Annotated in this window: 16 protein-coding genes; 4 read left to right on the top strand and 12 right to left on the bottom strand. The window is 67.2% G+C overall.

Translation table 11 applies throughout. From position 1 onward, the window contains the following. Positions 1–53: 53 nt before the first annotated feature. Both OG394_RS27300 and OG394_RS27305 read right to left on the bottom strand, forming a co-directional pair. Positions 54–1,088: a DNA polymerase IV gene (locus tag OG394_RS27300; RefSeq protein ID WP_328989951.1), complete on the bottom strand. Its 1,035-nt coding sequence runs from the start codon at positions 1,086–1,088 to the stop codon at positions 54–56. 160 nt (positions 1,089–1,248) lie between these two features. Further along, positions 1,249–1,728: a GNAT family N-acetyltransferase gene (locus OG394_RS27305; RefSeq protein WP_328989952.1), complete on the bottom strand. Its 480-nt coding sequence runs from the start codon at positions 1,726–1,728 to the stop codon at positions 1,249–1,251. Positions 1,729–2,008: 280 nt separating this feature from the next. Here OG394_RS27305 and OG394_RS27310 point away from each other — a divergent pair, with 280 nt between their 5' ends. The 3 genes from OG394_RS27310 (at position 2,009) to OG394_RS27320 (ending at position 5,416) form a co-directional block, all read left to right on the top strand. Beyond that, entirely contained in the window at positions 2,009–4,411 is a 2,403-nt protein-coding gene (locus tag OG394_RS27310) for an immune inhibitor A domain-containing protein (protein WP_328989953.1), read from the top strand. 104 nt (positions 4,412–4,515) lie between these two features. After that, positions 4,516–4,827: a WhiB family transcriptional regulator gene (locus OG394_RS27315; protein WP_328989954.1), complete on the top strand. Its 312-nt coding sequence runs from the start codon at positions 4,516–4,518 to the stop codon at positions 4,825–4,827. Between the two features lie 175 nt (positions 4,828–5,002). After that, positions 5,003–5,416, top strand: coding sequence for a PaaI family thioesterase (locus OG394_RS27320; RefSeq protein WP_328989955.1), 414 nt, complete (start codon positions 5,003–5,005; stop codon positions 5,414–5,416). On the opposite strand, the gene OG394_RS27325 is transcribed toward OG394_RS27320, so the two are convergent. The 3 genes from OG394_RS27325 to OG394_RS27335 are packed head-to-tail and all read right to left on the bottom strand — an operon-like array spanning position 5,413 to position 7,415. Beyond that, on the bottom strand, positions 5,413–5,730 hold the full coding sequence (locus OG394_RS27325; RefSeq protein ID WP_328989956.1) for a TFIIB-type zinc ribbon-containing protein: 318 nt from the start codon (positions 5,728–5,730) through the stop codon (positions 5,413–5,415). The genes OG394_RS27320 and OG394_RS27325 overlap by 4 nt on opposite strands. Before the next feature lie 52 nt (positions 5,731–5,782). Further along, the gene (locus OG394_RS27330; protein WP_328989957.1) at positions 5,783–6,454 is read right to left on the bottom strand and encodes a class F sortase; all 672 of its coding nucleotides are present in this window, start codon (positions 6,452–6,454) and stop codon (positions 5,783–5,785) included. Positions 6,455–6,509: 55 nt separating this feature from the next. After that, complete coding sequence (locus OG394_RS27335) at positions 6,510–7,415, bottom strand: hypothetical protein (RefSeq protein WP_328989958.1); 906 nt, start codon at positions 7,413–7,415, stop codon at positions 6,510–6,512. 320 nt (positions 7,416–7,735) lie between these two features. On the opposite strand from OG394_RS27335, the gene OG394_RS27340 reads away from it, so the two are divergent. Further along, positions 7,736–9,451, top strand: coding sequence for an AAA family ATPase (locus OG394_RS27340; protein WP_328989959.1), 1,716 nt, complete (start codon positions 7,736–7,738; stop codon positions 9,449–9,451). 39 nt (positions 9,452–9,490) lie between these two features. Here OG394_RS27340 and OG394_RS27345 read toward each other — a convergent pair whose 3' ends face one another. From OG394_RS27345 to OG394_RS27375, 7 genes are all read right to left on the bottom strand, one after another. Beyond that, positions 9,491–11,395 carry a penicillin-binding transpeptidase domain-containing protein gene (locus OG394_RS27345; RefSeq protein WP_328989960.1) on the bottom strand — a complete coding sequence of 635 codons (1,905 nt, stop codon included), beginning with the start codon at positions 11,393–11,395 and terminating at the stop codon, positions 9,491–9,493. Positions 11,396–11,609: 214 nt separating this feature from the next. Further along, positions 11,610–12,899 carry a hypothetical protein gene (locus tag OG394_RS27350; protein ID WP_328989961.1) on the bottom strand — a complete coding sequence of 430 codons (1,290 nt, stop codon included), beginning with the start codon at positions 12,897–12,899 and terminating at the stop codon, positions 11,610–11,612. A gap of 110 nt (positions 12,900–13,009) precedes the next feature. Beyond that, positions 13,010–14,299, bottom strand: coding sequence for a hypothetical protein (locus OG394_RS27355; protein ID WP_328989962.1), 1,290 nt, complete (start codon positions 14,297–14,299; stop codon positions 13,010–13,012). Positions 14,300–14,337: 38 nt separating this feature from the next. Continuing rightward, positions 14,338–15,516 (bottom strand): hypothetical protein, encoded by a 1,179-nt coding sequence (locus OG394_RS27360; RefSeq protein ID WP_328989963.1) that lies wholly within the window; start codon positions 15,514–15,516, stop codon positions 14,338–14,340. Between the two features lie 148 nt (positions 15,517–15,664). After that, entirely contained in the window at positions 15,665–16,765 is a 1,101-nt protein-coding gene (locus OG394_RS27365) for a hypothetical protein (protein ID WP_328989964.1), read from the bottom strand. Positions 16,766–16,854: 89 nt separating this feature from the next. Further along, the gene (locus OG394_RS27370; RefSeq protein WP_328989965.1) at positions 16,855–17,940 is read right to left on the bottom strand and encodes a hypothetical protein; all 1,086 of its coding nucleotides are present in this window, start codon (positions 17,938–17,940) and stop codon (positions 16,855–16,857) included. A gap of 128 nt (positions 17,941–18,068) precedes the next feature. After that, positions 18,069–19,187 (bottom strand): hypothetical protein, encoded by a 1,119-nt coding sequence (locus tag OG394_RS27375; protein ID WP_328989966.1) that lies wholly within the window; start codon positions 19,185–19,187, stop codon positions 18,069–18,071.

Raw genomic sequence — 19,187 nt, forward strand, 5'->3', positions numbered from 1 at the left:
GGCAGCTGTGCCCATGCTCTCGGCACAGCTGCCACTTTGGTTGCCAAGGGCAATCAGGGCGGATCGGTGAGTTCGACGCGGACGCCTAGGAGGCGGACGGGGCGGTCGAGGTCGAACTTGGCTAGGACGTCGAGGGCGGTTGCCGCGACGACGGCCGGATCGGTTGTGGGTTGGGGGAGTTTGCGGATTTTCGTCGGCGTGTAGAACGACTTGTAGCGGATCTTGACCGCCACCCGGAGCACCTCGCGGCCGTCGGCGACGACCTCTGAGGTCACCTCGCGGGCCAGGCGGTCGACCCAGTGCTCGACATCGGCGCGCTCGGTCAGGTCCGTGGGGAAGGTCGTCTCCTTGCTCCGCCCCTTCGCCACTCTCGGTACGTCGCTCACCTCGCCGCCGCCCTCGCCCCGCCCGAGAGCGCCGTACCAGCCGCCCATCGTCGGGCCGAACCGCTGCCGCAGTACGTCGAGGTCGGCTGCCGCCAATTGGCCGACCGTCTCGAGTCCGAGTTCGGCCAGGTTCTTCGTCATTCGCGGGCCGATTCCCCACAGCTCGCGCACCGGGCGATGCGCCATCACCTCGGCCCAGTTCGCGACCGTCAGCCGGTAGACGCCGGCCGGTTTCCCGAAGCCCGTCGCGATCTTCGCCCGGACCTTGCTGTCGCCGATGCCGATCGAGCAGGACAACCCGGTTCGGGTCTGCACGGCCGCGCGCAGCTCGTTCGCCAGCTGCTCGGGGTCATCCGTGCTCGCACCGACGAACGCCTCGTCCCAGCCGAGCACCTCGACCACCACCGGGAACGACCTCAGCACGGCCATCACCTCGGCCGAGGCAGCGTCGTACGCCGCGGGGTCCGACGGCAGGAAGACCGCTTCCGGGCATTTGCGGGCGGCCATCCGCAACGGCATGCCCGAGCCGACTCCGAAGGCGCGTGCCTCGTACGACGCGGTCGCGACGACCTGCCGGTCCTGCGTCGGATCGCCCGAACCGCCGACCACGACCGGCTTGCCGCGCAGCTCGGGACGCCGCCGAACCTCGACCGCCGCCACGAACTGGTCCAGGTCGACGTGCAGGATCCACCGGCCCGTCATACCTCAGAACTACCACGGTCGCCGGGTCTTCTTACTTTGCGTTCATTCGTCGGAATCCGCCCTCCGCCGTCCGCTCGCCTGTGCAGGTCCGTTGAGCTGAGAGGGCGGATTCCGACGAATGAACGCAAAGTAAGAAGACGCAGGGCGATCGGGTGGTTGCTTAGAGCAACTTTCGCATTTGCTGGGTGGTGACCTCGTAGCCGAGCGAGTCGTACAAGTTGATCGCTGTGCGGTTCTGGCCGAAGACGTTCAACTCCAGCCGGTCCAAGTCGCGGGCGCGGCATTCGTCCTCGGCGGCGAGCATGATCGCGCGACCATAGCCACGGCCGCGCTGGTCCGCATCGACCAGCAGCATGTAGATGAAGGCCGACTTGCCGTTCTTGACGTGGATCCACAGCGATCCGACCGGTTCGCCTTCGTCCAGGGCGAACCAGAGCAGGTGCTCCGTGGTGCTGACGCCGTCCGGCAGCAGCCGGTCGTAATGCCCGCCGGCCATGTCGCTCGCGGCCTTGGCGTCCAGGCCGTTCGCCGAGGCGAGACTGGCGGTGTAGTCGATCAGGGAGATCTCTCGCCACGGCCCGAACTCCGCCTCGGTCATCAGGCGGAGAGTGACGGCGGGCAAGGTCTTCTCGGTGCTCACCCGCAGACCTTAGCCAGCTCTCAGGCCCTTGTCAGCGTTTCCTTGTGATACCGGAAGAATCCCGATTCGGTCACGGTCCAGCCGTAAAGGGCCCAGCTCAAGGGTTAACCCGCACCGAATCCCTTCCGTTCTCCGATGGTGCTCCCCTAGGGTCACAAACGATTACGCCTCCGTACCGGGATCGCGGCCACCGTCCGTGCCGCCCGCCGACGGAGGCGCTGCTACAAGCCGGCCCGGCGCTGAACAGCTCCGGACGGCTGATCCCAGGAGGAGGGACATCGTGCGCGTGAACCACGCACGTACGACAGCGATCGGGGTGTTGAGCTTCGCCGTGGTGGTGGGCCTCGGCCAGCTCCCGCAGTCTGTCGCTACAACAAAGGCACCGGAGACCGGTGGTCAGGAAGCACCGAGCGCGATCAAGGCCGAGTCCGACGAGCTGCCCAACACGCTCGAGGACAAGCGCCGCGAGCTGCGCGAGGAGGCACTGACCGAGGTGCTCAGCGGCCGGGCCAAGGTCGAGAAGCGGGGCCCCAGCAAGGTCGTCAAGGTCGGCTCGGAGATCGACCAGCCGGCCGCCCGCAGCAAGAGCGGCAAGACGACCGCCGCGACGACGGGTCAGGACCAGTACGTCGAGCTGGCGCGGGAGAAGACCGACAAGATCTTCGTCATCCTGACCGAGTTCGGCGACCAGCGGCACCCGAACTACCCCGACATCAGCGTCGACCCGAACACACCGGGCCCGACCGTCTTCAACGGGCCGCTGCACAACGCGATCCCGGAGCCGGACCGCGCGGTCGACAACTCGACCATCTGGCAGAGCGACTTCTCGGCCGACTACTTCCGCAACCTCTACTTCGGTAAGGGCGCTGGCGTCGAGTCGGTCAAGACCTACTACGAGGCGCAGTCCTCGGGGCGGTACAGCGTCGACGGCCTGGTCTCGGACTGGGTGAAGGTGCCCTACAACGAGGCTCGCTACGGCCGCTCGAACGGCTACCCGTGCTTCGCGTCCAACTGCACCAACGTGTGGCAGCTGGTCAAGGACGGCCTGGACTCCTGGGTCGCGCAGCAGAAGGCCGCCGGCAAGACCGACGAGCAGATCAAGGCCGCGCTGGCGTCGTACGACGTCTGGGACCGGTTCGACTTCGACCACGACGGCAACTTCAACGAGCCCGACGGGTACATCGACCACTTCCAGATCGTGCACTCGGGTGGTGACCAGGCCGATGGCGACCCGTACCAGGGTGAGGACGCCATCTGGTCGCACCGCTGGGCCGCGTTCCAGAACAACACCACCGGACCCGAGAACAACAAGAACGGTGGCGCCCAGATCGGCACCACCGGCCTGTGGGTCCGCGATTACACCATTCAGCCCGAGAACGGCGGACTCAGCGTCTTCGCGCACGAGTACGGCCACGACCTCGGTCTGCCCGACCACTACGACACCTCGGGTCTGCCCAACCAGAACCCGGTGAACTGGTGGAGCGTGATGGCGCAGTCGCGCGCCGGCGCCAAGGGGGACCAGGGCATCGGCCAGCGTCCGCAGGACCTCGGTACCTGGGACAAGCTGCAGCTCGGCTGGCTCGACTACGAGACCGTGGTCGCGGGCCAGGACGTCAAGATCGACCTCGGCCCGCACGAGTTCAACTCGGCCAAGGCCCAGGGCGTCGTCGTCGTACTGCCCAAGAAGAAGGTCACCACCGACCTCGCCGTACCGCCGGTCGGTACCAAGAGCTGGTGGAGCACCAAGGGTGACGACCTGGACAACAGCCTGACCCGTTCGGTCACGCTGCCCGCGGGCGCCGCCTCGCTGGACTTCCAGGCCTGGTGGAAGATCGAGGACTGCGGTCCCGACCCGTGTGACTACGCCTACGTCGAGGTCAACGACGGCACTGGGTTCAAGGCGATCCCGGGCACCATCACCAAGGCCGCCGAGGGCAACGGTATCGACGGCGACAGCGAAGGCTGGAAGCCGGCCAAGTTCGACCTGTCGGCTTTCGCCGGCAAGACGATCGACATCCGCTTCCGCTACCTCACCGATGGCGCGGCGCAGGAGCTCGGCTTCTTCGTCGACGACATCAAGCTCACCGCCGGTGGTACGACGGTGTTCGAGGACGGCGCCGAGGCCGGCGCCAACGGATGGACCGTCAAGGGCTTCACGGCTGCCGGTGACAAGCTCGTCAACGAGTACGACAACTTCTACTTGGCGTCGAACTACACCTACAGCTCGTACAACAAATACCTGAAGACCGGGCCGTACAACTTCGTTGGTGGCGACAAGCCGGACTGGGTCGAGCACTTCCCGTACCAGGACGGTCTGCTCGTTTCGTACTGGGACACCTCCCAGCACAACAACGAGACCGCCGTGCACCCGGGTGAGGGTCAGTGGCTGCCCATTGACGCCAACCCGGCGCTCAAGGTCAACCTCGCCGGTCAGTACTGGCGTGGCCGGATCCAGGGCTACGACGCGACGTTCGGTCTGCAGAAGTCCGACTCGTTCAGCCTGACGGTGGAGGGTCGCCCGAACTACATCCGGGGCCAGGCCGCCGTGCCGGTGTTCGACGACACGAAGCAGTTCTGGACTGCGGACATGCCGTCGTACGGCGTCAAGGTGCCGGGCGTCGGGGTCAAGATCAAGGTGCTCTCGCAGAGCGGCACCTCGATGAAGATCCGCGTCTTCAAGTAACAACAGCTTGACCCGTCAGGGGTCTCCGGCAGAACGTTGCCGGAGGCCCCTGCGTTTTTCTGCCCGGAAGTGTGGAACGTTCAAGTGCCGGGTACTTAATCACTATGAGCACCCGCAAGCCGCCGGCCGGGACCGTCACGAAGGCACCGCCCGGGCTCCCGTATCCGCTGCTGGAGAACTGGTCGTGGCAGGACGACGCGGCGTGCCAGGACGTCAATCCCGAGCTCTTCTTCCCGGCCGAGGCCGAGCGCGGTTTGCGCAAACACGCACGCGAGGTGCTGGCCAAGTCGCTCTGCGGTACCTGCCCGGTCTCGCGCCAATGCCGTGACCACGCCCTCGTCGTCGGCGAGACGTACGGCGTCTGGGGTGGCACCACCGAGGACGAGCGAGGCCACCTAGCCACCGCCAGACGTTAGTGCCCTGCGCCGGAAGTTCTTCGGCGCTTGCGGCGCCCAGGCACGCACCTCGCGGCACTGGCGAACCATCCACGATGCTCCGCATCGAGGACGCTCCGCCAGCACCGCGATGCACGCACCTGAACACCGCAATCACTCGAACAACTTCCGGCGCAGGGCACTAGCCTCACCCGGTATGGAGCTGACTCTCGACGTAGCCCGCGAGGTGCTGGCGGCACAACCGTTTAGCGTGTTGCTCGGAGCAAGGCTCACCGCCTTCGGGAGCTTGGCTGCCACGCTCGAGATCGACGTACGGCCTGAGCTGCTTCAGCAGAACGGCTATCTGCACGGCGGCGTGCTCGCTTATGCGGCCGACAACGCCATCACCTTCGCCGCTGGTACCGCGCTCGGGCCAGCCGTTCTGACTGGCGGTGTGACGATCACCTACCTGGCGCCCGGCGCGGGGATCACCCTGCGCGCCGAGGCCGAGGTGGAACACGCGAACTCCCGGCAGGCGGCGTGCGTCTGCCGGCTGTCCATGCTCAGCGCTGACGGGACGGTCACCCTCTGCGCGCTCGCTCAGGGGACCGTCCGCACGGTCAAGCTCTAGTCGAACAGTTCCTCGAAGAACGACTTCTTCTTCTTGCCGCGGTAGGGCTGCTGCTGCCGGTAGCGGTCGTCTTCGTAGCGGCGCTTGTCCTCGTAGCGCCGGTCGTCGTACTTCGGCTGCTGCGGAGCGGGCTGCGGTGGCAGCGGGGCCGCCGCCGGGGGCGCGTTGTAGCTCTCCTCGGCGTCGACGAGCTTCTCCAGCTCACCCCGATCCAGGAAGATGCCGCGGCACTCAGTGCACTGGTCGACCGTGACTCCGCTGCGCTCGTAGACGCGCATGGAGCCTTGGCACTTGGGACAGATCAAGGGTTCCATGCCGCAACTCTAGAGCCACGTTAGGCCGGAATCCCGGGACTTCAGGGAACTCTCAGGGAGTGCCCCGAGATGTAGTGGGTTTGGCGATCACGACCGCGTTGCTCAGATAGGCACTGCCGTCCCAGTCCTCGCAGGTGACGAGGACCAGCCGGCCCGGACCGCTCTGGCTGAAGATCCGCGCGGCCTGCTTGGCCAGGGCCTTCTTGCGATAGACGGTCACCGAGGCCACCACATAGCGGAGCGTGCGTTGCCCGGTGGTGGTCACCGTGACCGCGTCACCGGTGGTCAATTCACCGAGGTCGTCGAATGCGCCACCACCGTCATGCACCGTATGACCGGTGATGATGGCCGAGCCTTTGGCCGCGCCGGGCCTCGCGCCCTCGGACCACCAACCGATCAAGCGGGGATTCGACGGCGGGATGAGAGCTCTGTCGCGGGCGCGAATCCTGAGCACGCGAGCGGAGATGCCCAGACTGGGCACGGAGACCCGCACCGGATCGCCTGGTTTGAGCCGACCCGCGCTTCTGACCTCGGGAGGAGGCGCCGGTCTGGTGGGCTTCGGCGAAGGGTGGGCCGATCCGGCGCTCGCTGGTGGGGTCGCGCGGCCGGAGACCGACGACGGGCCGGCAGCCGTTTGCTGCCGGCCGTCAGCGGCCGAGGAACTGCTCCTGACCTGCTGGTAGCCGCCGATCAGGAGCAGTACCGCGCCGACCGCCAGGGCCACGCTGGTCCATCGAAATAGACGAGCGCGTCCCGGACGGCGACGCTTTCCGGGCATGTCAGGCTGAGTGCTGACCGCGACGCTGCCGTGCCTTCAGGACACCGGCGAACACGAGTACGCCACCGAGGCAGAGCAGGGCGATGCCCCCGACGCTCTGGGGACCGGTGCCGCCAGAAGTGTTCTGGAGCCCGCCGGACAGACCGGCGTCGATCTCGGTCGGGACCGCGATCGGGGTGCTCGGCGAGCTAGTGGGGGTCTTGGTCGGGGTGACCGTCGGTGTCACGGTCGGCGTGACGGTCGGGGTCACGGTGGGTGTGACCGTCGGCGTGACGGTGGGGGTCACGGTCGGGGTGACCGTCGGTGTCACGGTTGGCGTGACGGTCGGGGTGACGGTCGGGGTGACCGTCGGCGTCACAGTCGGGGTGACGGTCGGCGTCGGCGTCGGCGTGGTCGACACCTTGCCCACGCAGAAGGTGACGTGGCTAAGGCCGTAGAACTTGCCGTTGCTGGCGTTCACCGGCGTGTGCAGCCCGAGTTCGGCAGCGGTCCCGAGCGGGCGGTAGTCGTAGAAGTTCGCGTTCGGACCGCCCTTGATGATGGCGCCGAGCACGACGCCGCCGGTAGCGGTGAAGTCGACGAGCTGGCCGCCGGTCTGGTCGCCCGGGTGGCTCGGGTCGTCGACGAGCAACTCACGCTCGGTCCACTTCACCGTGATGCCATTCGTGGTCTTCGAACCCGGTGTCGGCGGGTCGAACTTGATCTCCGTCGACCCCGGCACCAGCTGAGCGCAGGTCGGGTTACCGGGCTTCACGATGCCGTCGGCAGAGGCCGAGGGCGCCATCGCGAGCGTGACGCCGCCCAGCGCCAGCGCCAGCGCGCCGGTGCCACTGAGCAGTGCGATCGCCCGCGAGCTCTTCCCCTTCGGGGTCGCACCCACCTGCTCGCTCCTCGATACTTCGCTCACTTCTCATCCTTACGTTTCGTGCCGGCCAGTGCGGCAGGCAAAGGGTCTTCAGTGGTCCGCCGGAACGACGCCCGGACTGGTACTAGGGCGGCTTGGCGATCGTTCAGACCCGGAATCCACTGGTATTCGCCACCATCGCGACCCAGAGAACAGACCGCCCCACAGAAACGACAACCCCGGCATTATGTTGCCGCCGGGTCACAACGCACAAGCAGCGAGGCCACGACTCGCCGTCAGGCTCGTCAACCGCCGGGATGAGAAGATGCCGACTGTCCCGTTAACGATATGGCGCTGGGAACTCGACGACGTGGGAGAAGTGGATGTCTGAGCAGTCCGCCGGCCTGTTGGGGCGCCGTCGCGCGCGTGGGCTGTGGGTGAAGGGCGCGAAACAGCTCGGATTCGCCAAGGCCGACGAGAAGACCGCCACCGTGGACAAACCGGCCGCGCTGGAGTCGTTCACCAAGGCCGTCGAGCTCGACGGTGGTATGACGGACGCCTGGCTCGGGTTCCACGCGGCGGGCGGCGACGCCGATACCGCGCTGGACAAGATGGTCGCGGGTATCGCCCGGTTCGGCGAGGAGCGGGATGCCGACAAGCGCCGGCTCAGCTCGACCTTCCACGCCGGCTGGTGGTTCAAGCTCACGCTGGAGACCACCGACGACGTCTGGCATGCCGAGTCGTTGCGCCGCCTCGGCGAGGGTGATGCCGAGGCCGCCGAGCGGGCCGCGAACGAGGTGATCGAGACCGGCCGCCAGCATTTCCTGCTCTCTGCTGTCGCCCAGCTGCGCAAGCGGTACGACGAGGCCGTGCGGCATCTCCGCCAGGTCCCGTCCGACGGTCATCTCGGTGCCGAGGCGGTGCTCCGCCAGGGCATGGTGCTGGCCCAGCTGGAGGAGTGGGGCGAGGCCGAGACGCTGTTGCGCCAGGCGGCCGGGCAGCAGCTCAACGAGCTCATCCAGGTCGACGCGGAGTACTGGCTCGGCTTCGTCTACCGCGGCTCGGGCAAGGAGGACGCGGCGCTTCGGCAGTTCCAGTGGGTCTACGGGCGCAATCCCGACCACCGCCAGGTCGCGCAGGCCGTGATGGACCCCGAGGTGGTGCTCGAAACCCATCCGCGCGATCGGCGCAAGGCCGCTGAGCCCGTCGTACGACGTGGGGCCCCGACCGCGCCGGCGTTGCACCGGCAGCCGGACTGGGGTGCGGTGCAGGGCATTCTGAACGAGCTCGACCGCAACGTCGGCATGGAGGACGTCAAACGCCAGGTCGCGGCGGTTGCGGCGCAGGTCAGGGCCGGGCTGATGCGGGCCGAGCGGGGTTTGCCCACGCCCAAGCTCGGCGGCCACCTCATCTTCGCCGGACCGCCCGGTACGGGTAAGACCACCGTCGCGCGCGTGGTGGCCCGGCTGTACTGCGCCCTCGGCCTGCTCGCCGGTGACACGGTCATCGAGACCGACCGGTCAGGGCTGGTCGGGGAGTACATCGGCCAGACCGCCGTGAAGACGAACAAGGTCGTGGACTCCGCGCTGGACGGTGTGCTGTTCATCGACGAGGCCTACGCGTTGCGGAACAAGAATCTCCGCAGCGACTTCGGCATCGAGGCGATCGACACGTTGCTGAAGCGGATGGAGGACGACCGCGATCGGCTGGTGGTCATCGTGGCCGGCTACACCAAGAAGATGGCCGAGTTCCTCGAGGCCAACCCGGGTCTGCGCAGCCGCTTCTCGACCCGGATCGACTTCCCCCGGTACACGGCCGACCAGCTGCGTGAGATCGCGTTCCGGCTGGTCGATGGGCGCGGTGATCACATGAGCGATGACGCTGTCGTCGCGCTCACCGCCGTACTCGATCAGGTCTGTGCGGATGGCCGGATCGACGAGCTGGGTAATGCCCGGTTCATCCGGACCATCCTGGAGGCGGCTGCGAAACACCGCGACCTGCGGCTGTTCCAGTCGCCGGGCACGCCGACGGATCTCGAGCTGATGACGCTCGACGCGTCGGACTTCCGCAGCGCGATCGACGAGGTCCTCAGCTTTTGAGTGGTCGCCCGCCCCCTTTGCCGGGGGCGGGCTCCTGCTTTATTTGAACTGGCTGAGGAAGGACTTGAGGATCGGGCCGGCCGCCTTCGAGCCGGAGGCCCCGCCCTCGACGATGACCGCGAAGGCGACGTCGCCGCGGTAGCCGATCATCCAGCCGTTGGTGGTGACCTTGCCGTTCACGACGACCTCGGCCGTGCCGGTCTTGGCCGAGACGGCGCCGTTGCCGGCCAGCACCTTGCCCGTACCGTTCGTGACGGTGGAGCGCATCATCGCGCGCAACGCCGACGCGGTGGCCGGCGGCAGCGGGCTCGCGGCGGGACCGGCCGGGTCCTTGCCGGGGACCAGCACCGGCTTGAGCGCGGTGCCGTTCTTGACTGTGGCCGCGACCATCGCCATCTGCAGCGGGCTGGCGGTCACGGTGCCCTGGCCGATCATCGACGCGGCCTTCTCGACGTCATCCTTCGGCGCCGGCACGGTACCGCCATACGACGAGATCGACACCTTCGTGTCCTGACCGAAGCCGAACATCGCGGCGGCCTTGACCATGCCGTCGCGCGCCAGCTTTCCCTGGTTCGAGATCAACGCCGTGTTGCAGGACTGCTCGAACGCGCGCTGCAGCGAGCCCGACCCGTACGGCGCGAGCGCGTCGTAGTTCTTGAAGGTCTTGCCGAACACGGTGATGGTGTTGCTGCAGGTCACCGGCGAACTCGCGGTCATCCCGGTGCCGAGCAGCGCCGCCGCGGTGACGACCTTGAACGTCGAACCCGGCGCATACCGGCCGAGGAACGCGCGGTTGTAGCTGGTCGCCGTCGGACCGTTCGCCGCCGCGAGGATCTGGCCGGTCGAGGCCTGGATCGCGACCAGCGAGGCGGGCAGCTTGCTGGTGCCGAGGGCCTTCTCGGCGGCGCGCTGCAAGGACGCGTCGATGCTGGTCTTCACCGCGGTCCCCGGCTTGGTGGGCTGCTTGAAGACGTCCTTCACCGTGCGCTTGGTGTCCTTGGCGCGCAGCGTGACGACACCACCGGGCGTGCCGGCGAGCTGCTGCTGGTACACGAACTGCAGCGCGCTCGCGCCGACGTCGTCACTCGACGCGGCGGTCGGACCGGCGTTCTTCAGGGACTCCGCGTCGGCCTGCTTCATGACGCCGATCAGGTTCCGGGCGAAGGTGGGCGTCTCCGCGAGTGACTTGGTACCGCCCATGGTCAGCACGCCGGGCAGCTTGCCCATCTTCGGTTGGATCTTGTACCACTCTTCGGCACGGATGGTGATCGCGTCGACGAACTGGCCGACCGGCGCGGCGACAGCGCGCTTCTTCAGCCGGGCCGGATCAACGTCCAGGTACGTCTTGAAGGCGGCGTACGTCGCGGCGGTGGCCTTGTTACCGGCGGCGACGCCGACCGTCACCACCTGGCGCTGCGAGGTGAGCGGTTTGCCGGTGCGGTCGAGGATCGAGGCGCGCGGCGGCAGCGTGCGGGAGCGCTTGAGGTAGTTCGCCTCGCCGAGCTCGGGGTAGATCGAGTCGCCGGTGGCCTTCACCTTCCAGGCGTCGCCGACTTTGACGGTGGCGACCTTGGCGGTCCAGGTCATCGTGCCGATACCGCGCAGAATGGCCTCGACGGCGACGTCCTGGGTGCAGTTGGACCCGTCCGCGCAGGACGCCTCGCCCGTTGGCGTCACCTTGGCGCTGGCGACGGCGAGGGCGGTGTCGACCCCGTCCAACTGTGGGCCGAACGTGGCCGGGTTGTCGGTCAGCGCGGCGGCGGCATCCGGTTTGCCCTCCGGGGCCCAGGCCTTCACCCAGGCGGCGGCATACGACTTCACCACCGCGGCCGAGGCGGCCTTCTCGTCGTTCGGATCCGGCTTGCCATTGGCATCGGGTTTGCTATCGGAACAGGAAGTGGCCAGCAGAGCGGCGCTCAGGCAGACGATCGCAGTTCGCTTCACGGTCTCAACTCTCGCATGGTGAGGGGTGTTCACCCGGAACAGTCTTCGGCGTGTGCCAGCCTGCCAGCACCGCACAACTACTCAACCTTCCTGCACCCTCAGTGATCAGTTCGGATCCCCCCGACTACTGACGCCCGAGCCGCCCGGAATGTTCACCCGTCAGCAAAAAGAAGGGCTCGTCCCCATGGACGAGCCCTTCTCCTGTCACCGCACGTCAGTTGTTACAACGCACCCAAGTCGCCACGAGCAACATTGGCTCAGCCGTGCCGCCGACATCCGACACCTGCAGACGGGTGCGTGTCAGCCCGTTGAGCAAGATTTCGTAGAAGGTGACTTCCTGGCCCGGAGCCAACTGCTTCCCAGCCAGAATCTCTCCGTTGATGCCGCGCATCGTGAACTGCTCCGTGGTCGGCTCTTGTTCGTCCGAGTAGTTCTTCGGCGTGAGCTGGATCGAGACGCAGCCGCTGGTGTTGACGTCGATCCAGCTGGTGCCACCGATCGATTCGGCGCCGAAGTACGCCCCGGCCCGGGTCGGCCACTCCGAGGCCGGGAAGATCTCGTACCACGGGTCACCAGTGCCCCCCGAGGCGAGCACGGGCTTCCAGTACGCGCCACGCCAGACGTAATGGGCGAATGTCACCGACCGCGAGGAGCCCGCGGCGATCGGGTACTTCAGCGGCACGTGGAACCGGTACGGCGCGACCGAGCCGCCGACCTTCGCGGAGATCGTGAAGTTTGCCGTGCCCCTGCTTGCGACGGTCCCGATGCTCTTCCAAGCCTTGCCGGCGGCGTCGTAGCGCTGCAGGTAGATCGGTGAGCCCGTCGGCACGACCGGGTAGGCCCGGCCGGTTGCCGTGAGGACGCCGACCCGGTTGCCGTCACCCTGGTTGGTGGTCTTGATCGAGTCGAATGCCACGCCACGCAGGACTGCCGGGTAGACCTTGCCGCTGAGGGCGGTCGTGTACGTCGTTGAGCCCGCGTAGTACGCGCGGTAGTCGTACGCGCCGGTCAGGGTCACGCCGAACGCGAAGGTGCCGGTGGACGTGGTCTTGGCTGAGGTCAGGTTGATCCAGGAGCTGCCGTTGTGCGGTGTGCGCTGGATGACGACCGTGGCGCCGGCGATTTTGGTCGGGGTGCCGTAACGCCACAGGGTGCCGCTGAACCGCACGTTGGTGTTGTAGGTGCCCGAGGTCGGCCCGGTCAGGTTGACCGCTGCCTTGACCGAACCGGCCGTGGTGCTCGGCCCACTACTGACGATCGGACCGGCCGTCGTGAGCGGCCCGACGACCTTCAGCGTGCCGCCGGTCTTGGCGCTGTTGTTCGCAATCGGCGTGGCGGTGTTCACCGGCCGATCCTGCTTGATCGCGCCGACCGGCTTGTCCGGCCCCCCGGCGCTGCCGGACGCGTTCGCTGCCGGGGCAATACCCGCGGCGGTCAAACACAACCCGACCGCAACCGCCGACCCGGCAATACGCCGGACGGCTCCCCCCTGGGAAAACTTCATGGGATTCCTGCCTTCTTGACTTAGTGCGAACAGATGCCTCCGGGAATGCTCACCCGTCAGCCGAAAGAGGGGCCCGTCCCGATGGGACGGGCCCCTCTGTCATTGCGCGATCAGTTGTTACAACGCACCCAGGTCGACACGCTGACCTTGGGCTTGCCGTTGCCGGCGATGTCCGCGACCTGCAGCCGGGTCCGGCCCAGTCCGCCGAGTGAGATCTCGTAGAAGATGGCCTCCTCGTCCGGAACCAGGACCTTGCCGGCCAGCACCCCGCCGCTGGTGTTACGGACCGTGAACTGCTCAGTGGTCGCAGGCGGGTATTGGTCTGAGTAGTTGTGCATCAATACCTGGAGCGAAACGCACCCGCTGGTGTTGACGTCGATGTAGCTCGAGCCGTTGACGTCGGCGCCGAAGTAGGCGCCGTTGCGGTTCGGGTAATCCGCCACGGTCTCGTACGCCCACCACGGATCGTTGGTGCCACCCGAGGCGAGCACGGGCTTCCAGTACGCGCCACGCCAGACGTAATGGGCGAATGTCACCGACCGCGAGGAGCCCGCGGCGATCGGGTACTTCAGCGGCACGTGGAACCGGTACGCCGCGACCGAACCGCCGACCTTCGCCGAGATCGCGAAGTTGGCCGTGCCCTTGCTGGCGACCGTGCCGATGCTCTTCCAGGCATTACCGGCGCGGTCATAGCGCTGCAAGTAGATCGGCGAGCCCGTCGGCACTACCGGGTAGGCCCGACCGGCAGCCGTGAGGACGCCGATCCGATTGCCAGTGCCCTGGTTCGTGGTCTTGATCGAGTCGAATGCCACGCCACGCAGGACTGCCGGGTAGACCTTGCCGCTGAGGGCGGTCGTGTACGTCGTTGAGCCCGCGTAGTACGCGCGGTAGTCGTACGCGCCGGTCAGGGTCACGCCGAACGCGAAGGTGCCGGTGGACGTGGTCTTGGCTGAGGTCAGGTTGATCCAGGAGCTGCCGTTGTGCGGTGTGCGCTGGATGACGACCGTGGCGCCGGCGATTTTGGTCGGGGTGCCGTAACGCCACAGGGTGCCGCTGAACCGCACGTTGGTGTTGTAGGTGCCCGAGGTCGGCCCGGTCAGGTTGACCGCTGCCTTGACCGAACCGGCCGTGGTGCTCGGCCCACTACTGATGACCGGACCGGCCGTCGTGAGCGGCCCGACAACCTTCAGCGTGCCGCCCGTCTTCGAGGCGTTGCTCCCGATCGGACCGGCCGTGTTGACCGGCCGATCGGCCTTGATCGCGCCAGTGGGCTTGTCCGGCCCCCCGGCGCTGCCGGACGCGTTCGCTGCCGGGGCAATACCCGCGGCGGTCAAACACAACCCGACCGCAACCGCCGACCCGGCAATACGCCGGACGGCTCCCCCCTTGTTGATGTTCATCTGATTCCCATCCCTTTGGTTATTCAGGTCCAACAGGTTCAGTTGGAGCAGAGGACGCTTGAGCGCCACTCCCCGAGAGGCTCACCGGTCTTGCCGGTGTCCTGGATTTCGAGGCGGATCCGTTGGATACCGCTGATGTCGTGCAGTTGGCGGCCGGAGATATCGCCACCGGGCGCGATCACGACCGATCTGAGCAGCTTCCCGTCGGTGCGAATGGTGAAGCGCATATCCGTCGGCTCGCCCGGCCGCTGCTGGTTGCTGTAGTTGTGCATGCCTATGCCCGTCTCCAGGCAACCGGTCGTGCGGATTTCCGCCCAGGACGTGCCGCCACGCTTCGACCAGGCGAGCGCGATCCCGCCGAGCGGATCACGCTCGGTCATGATGTGGAAGCCGTGCCCGTCCGAACCACCGAGTGCCGTTGCTCCCCGGCTGAACAGACCGCGCCAGACGTAGTGGGCGAAGAGCTTCGAGTTGGACGAGCCGGTGAAGTACCAACCGCGGCTCGCCACTTGCAGCCGCCACGTGTTCACGTTGCCGCGAACGTCGCCCTTGACCGCGATCGAGTTGCCGCTGGTCGTACCGGACATGAAGTTCTTCCAGGTCTTGCTCGCGGCGTCGTACTTCTGCAGCCAGACGTGGGTGCCGGTCGGCGGCGCGGGGTAGATGCGGCCCTTGGCATTCAGCGTGCCATTGTTGGTGTTGGCCTGGGCGTTGTTGGTGGTGGACAGTCCGTCCAGGATCACCTTCCACGACACGTAGACGTACTTCGCGGCCGAGACCGCCGTCGTGTACGTCGTGGAGCCCGCGTAGTAGGCCCGGTAGTCGTAGCCACCGGAAAGGGTGACGCCCATCGCGAACGTGCCGGTGGTGGTCGTCTTGGCCGAGGTCAAGTTGGACCACGCCGCCTTGCCGTGGGGCGAACGCTGCAGCACGATCGTCGCGCCGGCGAGCTTGGTCTGCGTTCCGTAGCGCCAGGCCGTTCCGCTGAAGCGGGCGTTGGTGCCGTAGGTGCTGAGCGGTGGTGTGGTCAGGCTGACTGCCGCCCTGACCGAACCCGCAGTCGTGCCCGGCGCCACCGCATTCGCCATCCGAGAGGCACTAGCCGCCGCGGAGGCGCCGGCAGTATCGGCTGCGGTGGCCGGGAGGGCGTTGAGCAGCGGGAAGGCCAGGGTGGCTGCGGTTACTCCCGCGACCAAGCCGGCCAGATGGGTCTTCACAGGTGGTTCCTCGGATTTCGTAGTGGTGCCGAACTGAGCAAAGAGGCCCGCGGTGGTTCCCGTAACCTCTTTGCATTGCAGGTTCCTGCAATCTCGGCACCACTACGCCGAGTCGTGTCGCGCTGTGTATCGGTTGTGACGCTGTGTGCTAGTTGTTGCAGAGTGCGGCGATACCCCAGGTCGAGATGGGGTTGCCCGCGGTCTTCGCCTTCGACTGGACCCGCAGCTTGCTGATGCCGCGCACCGAGAAGTCCTTCTGCGCGTCGCTACCGGGTGCGATGTCGTAGTCGTAGAGCACGGTCGACCCGTTCGCCACGGTGGCGAGGATGTTCGTCGCCGTACCGGTCTGGTTCGTGACGTTGAGCGTGGAGATGTCGATCTGCAAGCAGCCGTAGGTGTTGATGTCGACCCAGGAGCTGCCGCTCGGATCCGCCCACAGGTTGATCAGGAACCGGGTGGGGGACTCGGTCGGCTTCCAGATATAGCGACCCGGGTTCAGGGTGCCGCCGACGGCCAGCAGGGGCTTCGTGAAGATGCCGCGCCAGACGTAATGCGCGAAGGTCTTCGTGTTCGACGTACCGCCGTAGTAAGGCGAGGCGATCGGGGCCTGCAGGCGGTACGTTCCGACGTTCGGCGGGACGTTGCCGCTGATCGTCACGCCCGCGCCGCCGGTTGTCCTGGTCGACATGTAGTTCTTCCAGGTCTTGGTGGCGGTGTCGTACCGCTGGAGCCAGACCTGGGTTCCCGCAGGCGGTGCCGGCAGCACCCGGCCAGTGGCCTGCAGCGTGCCGCGGTTGCTGTTCTCCGAGGAGTTGCTGGTCGTCTTCACCGTGTCGAGCAGCACGCGCCGCAGGATCTTCGGGTTGATCACGTTCGACACGGCGGTGGTGTAGGTGGCCGAGCCGCCGTACACCGTGCGGTAGTCGTACACCAGGCCCAGCGTCACGTTGAAGGCGTAACCGCCGGTCGTGGACGTCCGGGCCGAGCTGACCTGGGTCCAGGCGGTCTTACCGTGCGGGGTGCGCTGAAGGGTCACGACAGCGTTGGGGATCCGGGTGGACGTGCCGTAGCGGTACAGCACGCCGGTGAGGTTGGCGGTGCTGCCATACGTCCCGTGTGCCGGACCGGTCAGGCTGATTGCGGAGCGGACCGTGCCGGCTGCCTCGGCCGGAACGGCGGCGACCACGGGGGCCACCAGGGCGGCCACGGCCGTAAGGCCTGCCACCAACGAACGGATGGGCTGTTTCATCGCTTTCTTCTTTCAGCTTCGGGCGGAGCAAGCTCAGTGCGCAAGAACCTCAATCTGCCAGATCAACGGTGCCGCGCTGTCGGGGCGTCTCAGCTGGCGCAGAGGACGCCTAGGTCGGCGTAGGCGATCGGGGGGCCGGTGCGGCCGGTGTCGGTGGTTTGGAGGCGGGCCTTGGTGGTGCGTGGCTCGAGGTCGACGACCAGCTCTCCACCGGGTTGTACGACGGCCTCGGTGGTGTCGGTGGCGGAGCTGGTGGCGCTCAGCTTCATGGTGGTGGGACGGGAGCGGGTGACGTTCCAGATACCACCGGTCAGGCGGAGACAGCCCGCGACGTTGACGTCGATCCAGGCGGTGCCGCCGATGTCCTGGGCGCCGAACTCGGCCTCCGAACGGGCCGGCGAGTCGTCGTACACGTAGTAGCCGGGACGGCCGGTGCCGCCGACGGCCAGCACGGGTTTGGTGAAGACGCCGCGCCAGACGTAGTGGGCGAAGGTTCGAGCGGCCGAGGCGCCGGCGCCGTACGGGTAGCTGACGGGGGCGTAGACCCGGTATTGCCCGACGGAGCCGCCGACCTTCGCGTCGATCGTGAACGCCTTGGCCGTCGAGCTGCTCGAGCCGATGGAGGTCCAGGCCTTGGTGCCCGGGTTGTACCGCTGGAGGTAGACGCGCGCCGGGGCCGTCTGGACCGGGTAGCGCTCGGCGGAGACCCGCAGGGTGCCCTGGTGGTAGTGCGTCGTGCGGATCCCGGTGAGCAGCACCTTCTGCATCACGACCGGGTGTCGCACCCCGGACACCGCCGCGCCGTACGTCGCGTTGCCGGTGAAGACGGCGCGATAGTCATACGCGAGGCCCTGCGTGACAGTGAACTTGAAGGTGCCGTTGAGCGCGGTGTTGACGCTGGCCAAGCCGCCCCACTGGTTCTTGCCCTTGAAGGAGCGCTGGAGTGTCACCTTCGACCCGGCTATCCGCGTCGCCGTGCCGTAGCGCCAGAGCACGCCGGACAGCGTGATCTTGGTGCCGTAGACGCCCGCGGTCGGGCCGGTCATCGAGACCGCCGAGCGCACGGAGCCAACGGCCGGACCAGGCGTCGCGGCGACCGCGTGTGTTGCGCCCGGTGCCACGAGTGCGACAGCGGCCAGGAACGCGGGCATGATGCGACGAGCAGACAGCTTCATAAGTGGTGCTCCCCCTCCGAAAATCCTTCAGAACAAGGCGAAATGCACTATGGGGCGATCATCGGACCAGTCGGCCGACGATCACCCCACAGAGTGTGCATGACGCTTCCGACAGTTTCCGTCGGCTGTCAGCTTGCGCAGAGAACGCGGCCGTAGATCATCGCCAGCAGGAAGTCCTGGCTGCCGATGTCGGTGAACTCGAGCCGCACCTTGGTGGCGCCGTTGAAGGTACCGACGACGTCGGCCTCAGTCGGCGTGACGTCGTCGACGCCCGCGGCGATGGTCAGTGCCCGGAGCGCGGTGCTGCCGTTGAGCATGCGGAAGCCGAGCTGCTCCGTCGAGAAGTTGCCGATGACGCTCTCGTACCGGGTGCAACCGGCCGTGTTCAGGTCGACCCAGACGTTGCCGAGCTCGTCGGCATCGGCCGCGCCGAAGTATTCGCCGGCGTCGTTGATGACCTCCCAGTTGGAGCCGGTGCTACCGCCGCTGCCGAGGGCGGGCTTCTTGAACAGGTCGCGCCAGACGTAGTGCGAGAGCGTCCGCGCCGCGGAGACTCCAGCGCCGTACGGAACCGTCACAGGCACCGAGAGCCGGTACTGGCCGGTGGAGGCGCCAACCTTGGCGTCGATGCTGAAGGTGTTGCCCGAGGTGGTCTTCGAGGCGATGTTGCCCCAGGCCTTGGTGGTCGGGTTGTAGCGCTGCAGGTAGACACGCTTGTTGGCAGTGGCCGGGTAGACGCGGCCCGTGCCACGCAGTACGCCGGTGTCGTAGCTGACGGTCTTGACCGAGTCGAGCAGGACCTTCTGCATGACGACCGGGTACTTCACAGCGGACACAGCCGTCGTGTAGGTCGCGTTGCCCGCGTAGTAGGCGCGGTAGTCGTAGGCGACGGTCTGCGTCACCGTGAACTTGTAGGTGCCGTTGATCGCGGTGTTGACGCTGGCCAGGCTGCCCCAGACGTTCTTGCCACGAAGCGAGCGCTGCAGCGTCACCTTCGAGCCGGCGATCTTGGTCTGGGTGCCGTAGCGCCAGAGCACACCCGACAGGGTGATCTGGGCGCCGTAGGGGGCCGCGGTCGGAGCGGTCAGGCTCACCGCCGCCCGGGTGCTGCCCGCCGCGAGGACCGGGTCAGCGGTACCGGCGGCGTTGGCGGCGGGCGCGAAGGCGGCCACCGGTGCGATCAGGGCCGCCGAGGCAGCCAGAGCGATTGCGATACGGCGCGCGGGCGCGCCAGAGTTCCACGTCAT

The sequence above is a fragment of the Kribbella sp. NBC_01245 genome (assembly GCF_036226525.1).
GTDB lineage: Bacteria > Actinomycetota > Actinomycetes > Propionibacteriales > Kribbellaceae > Kribbella.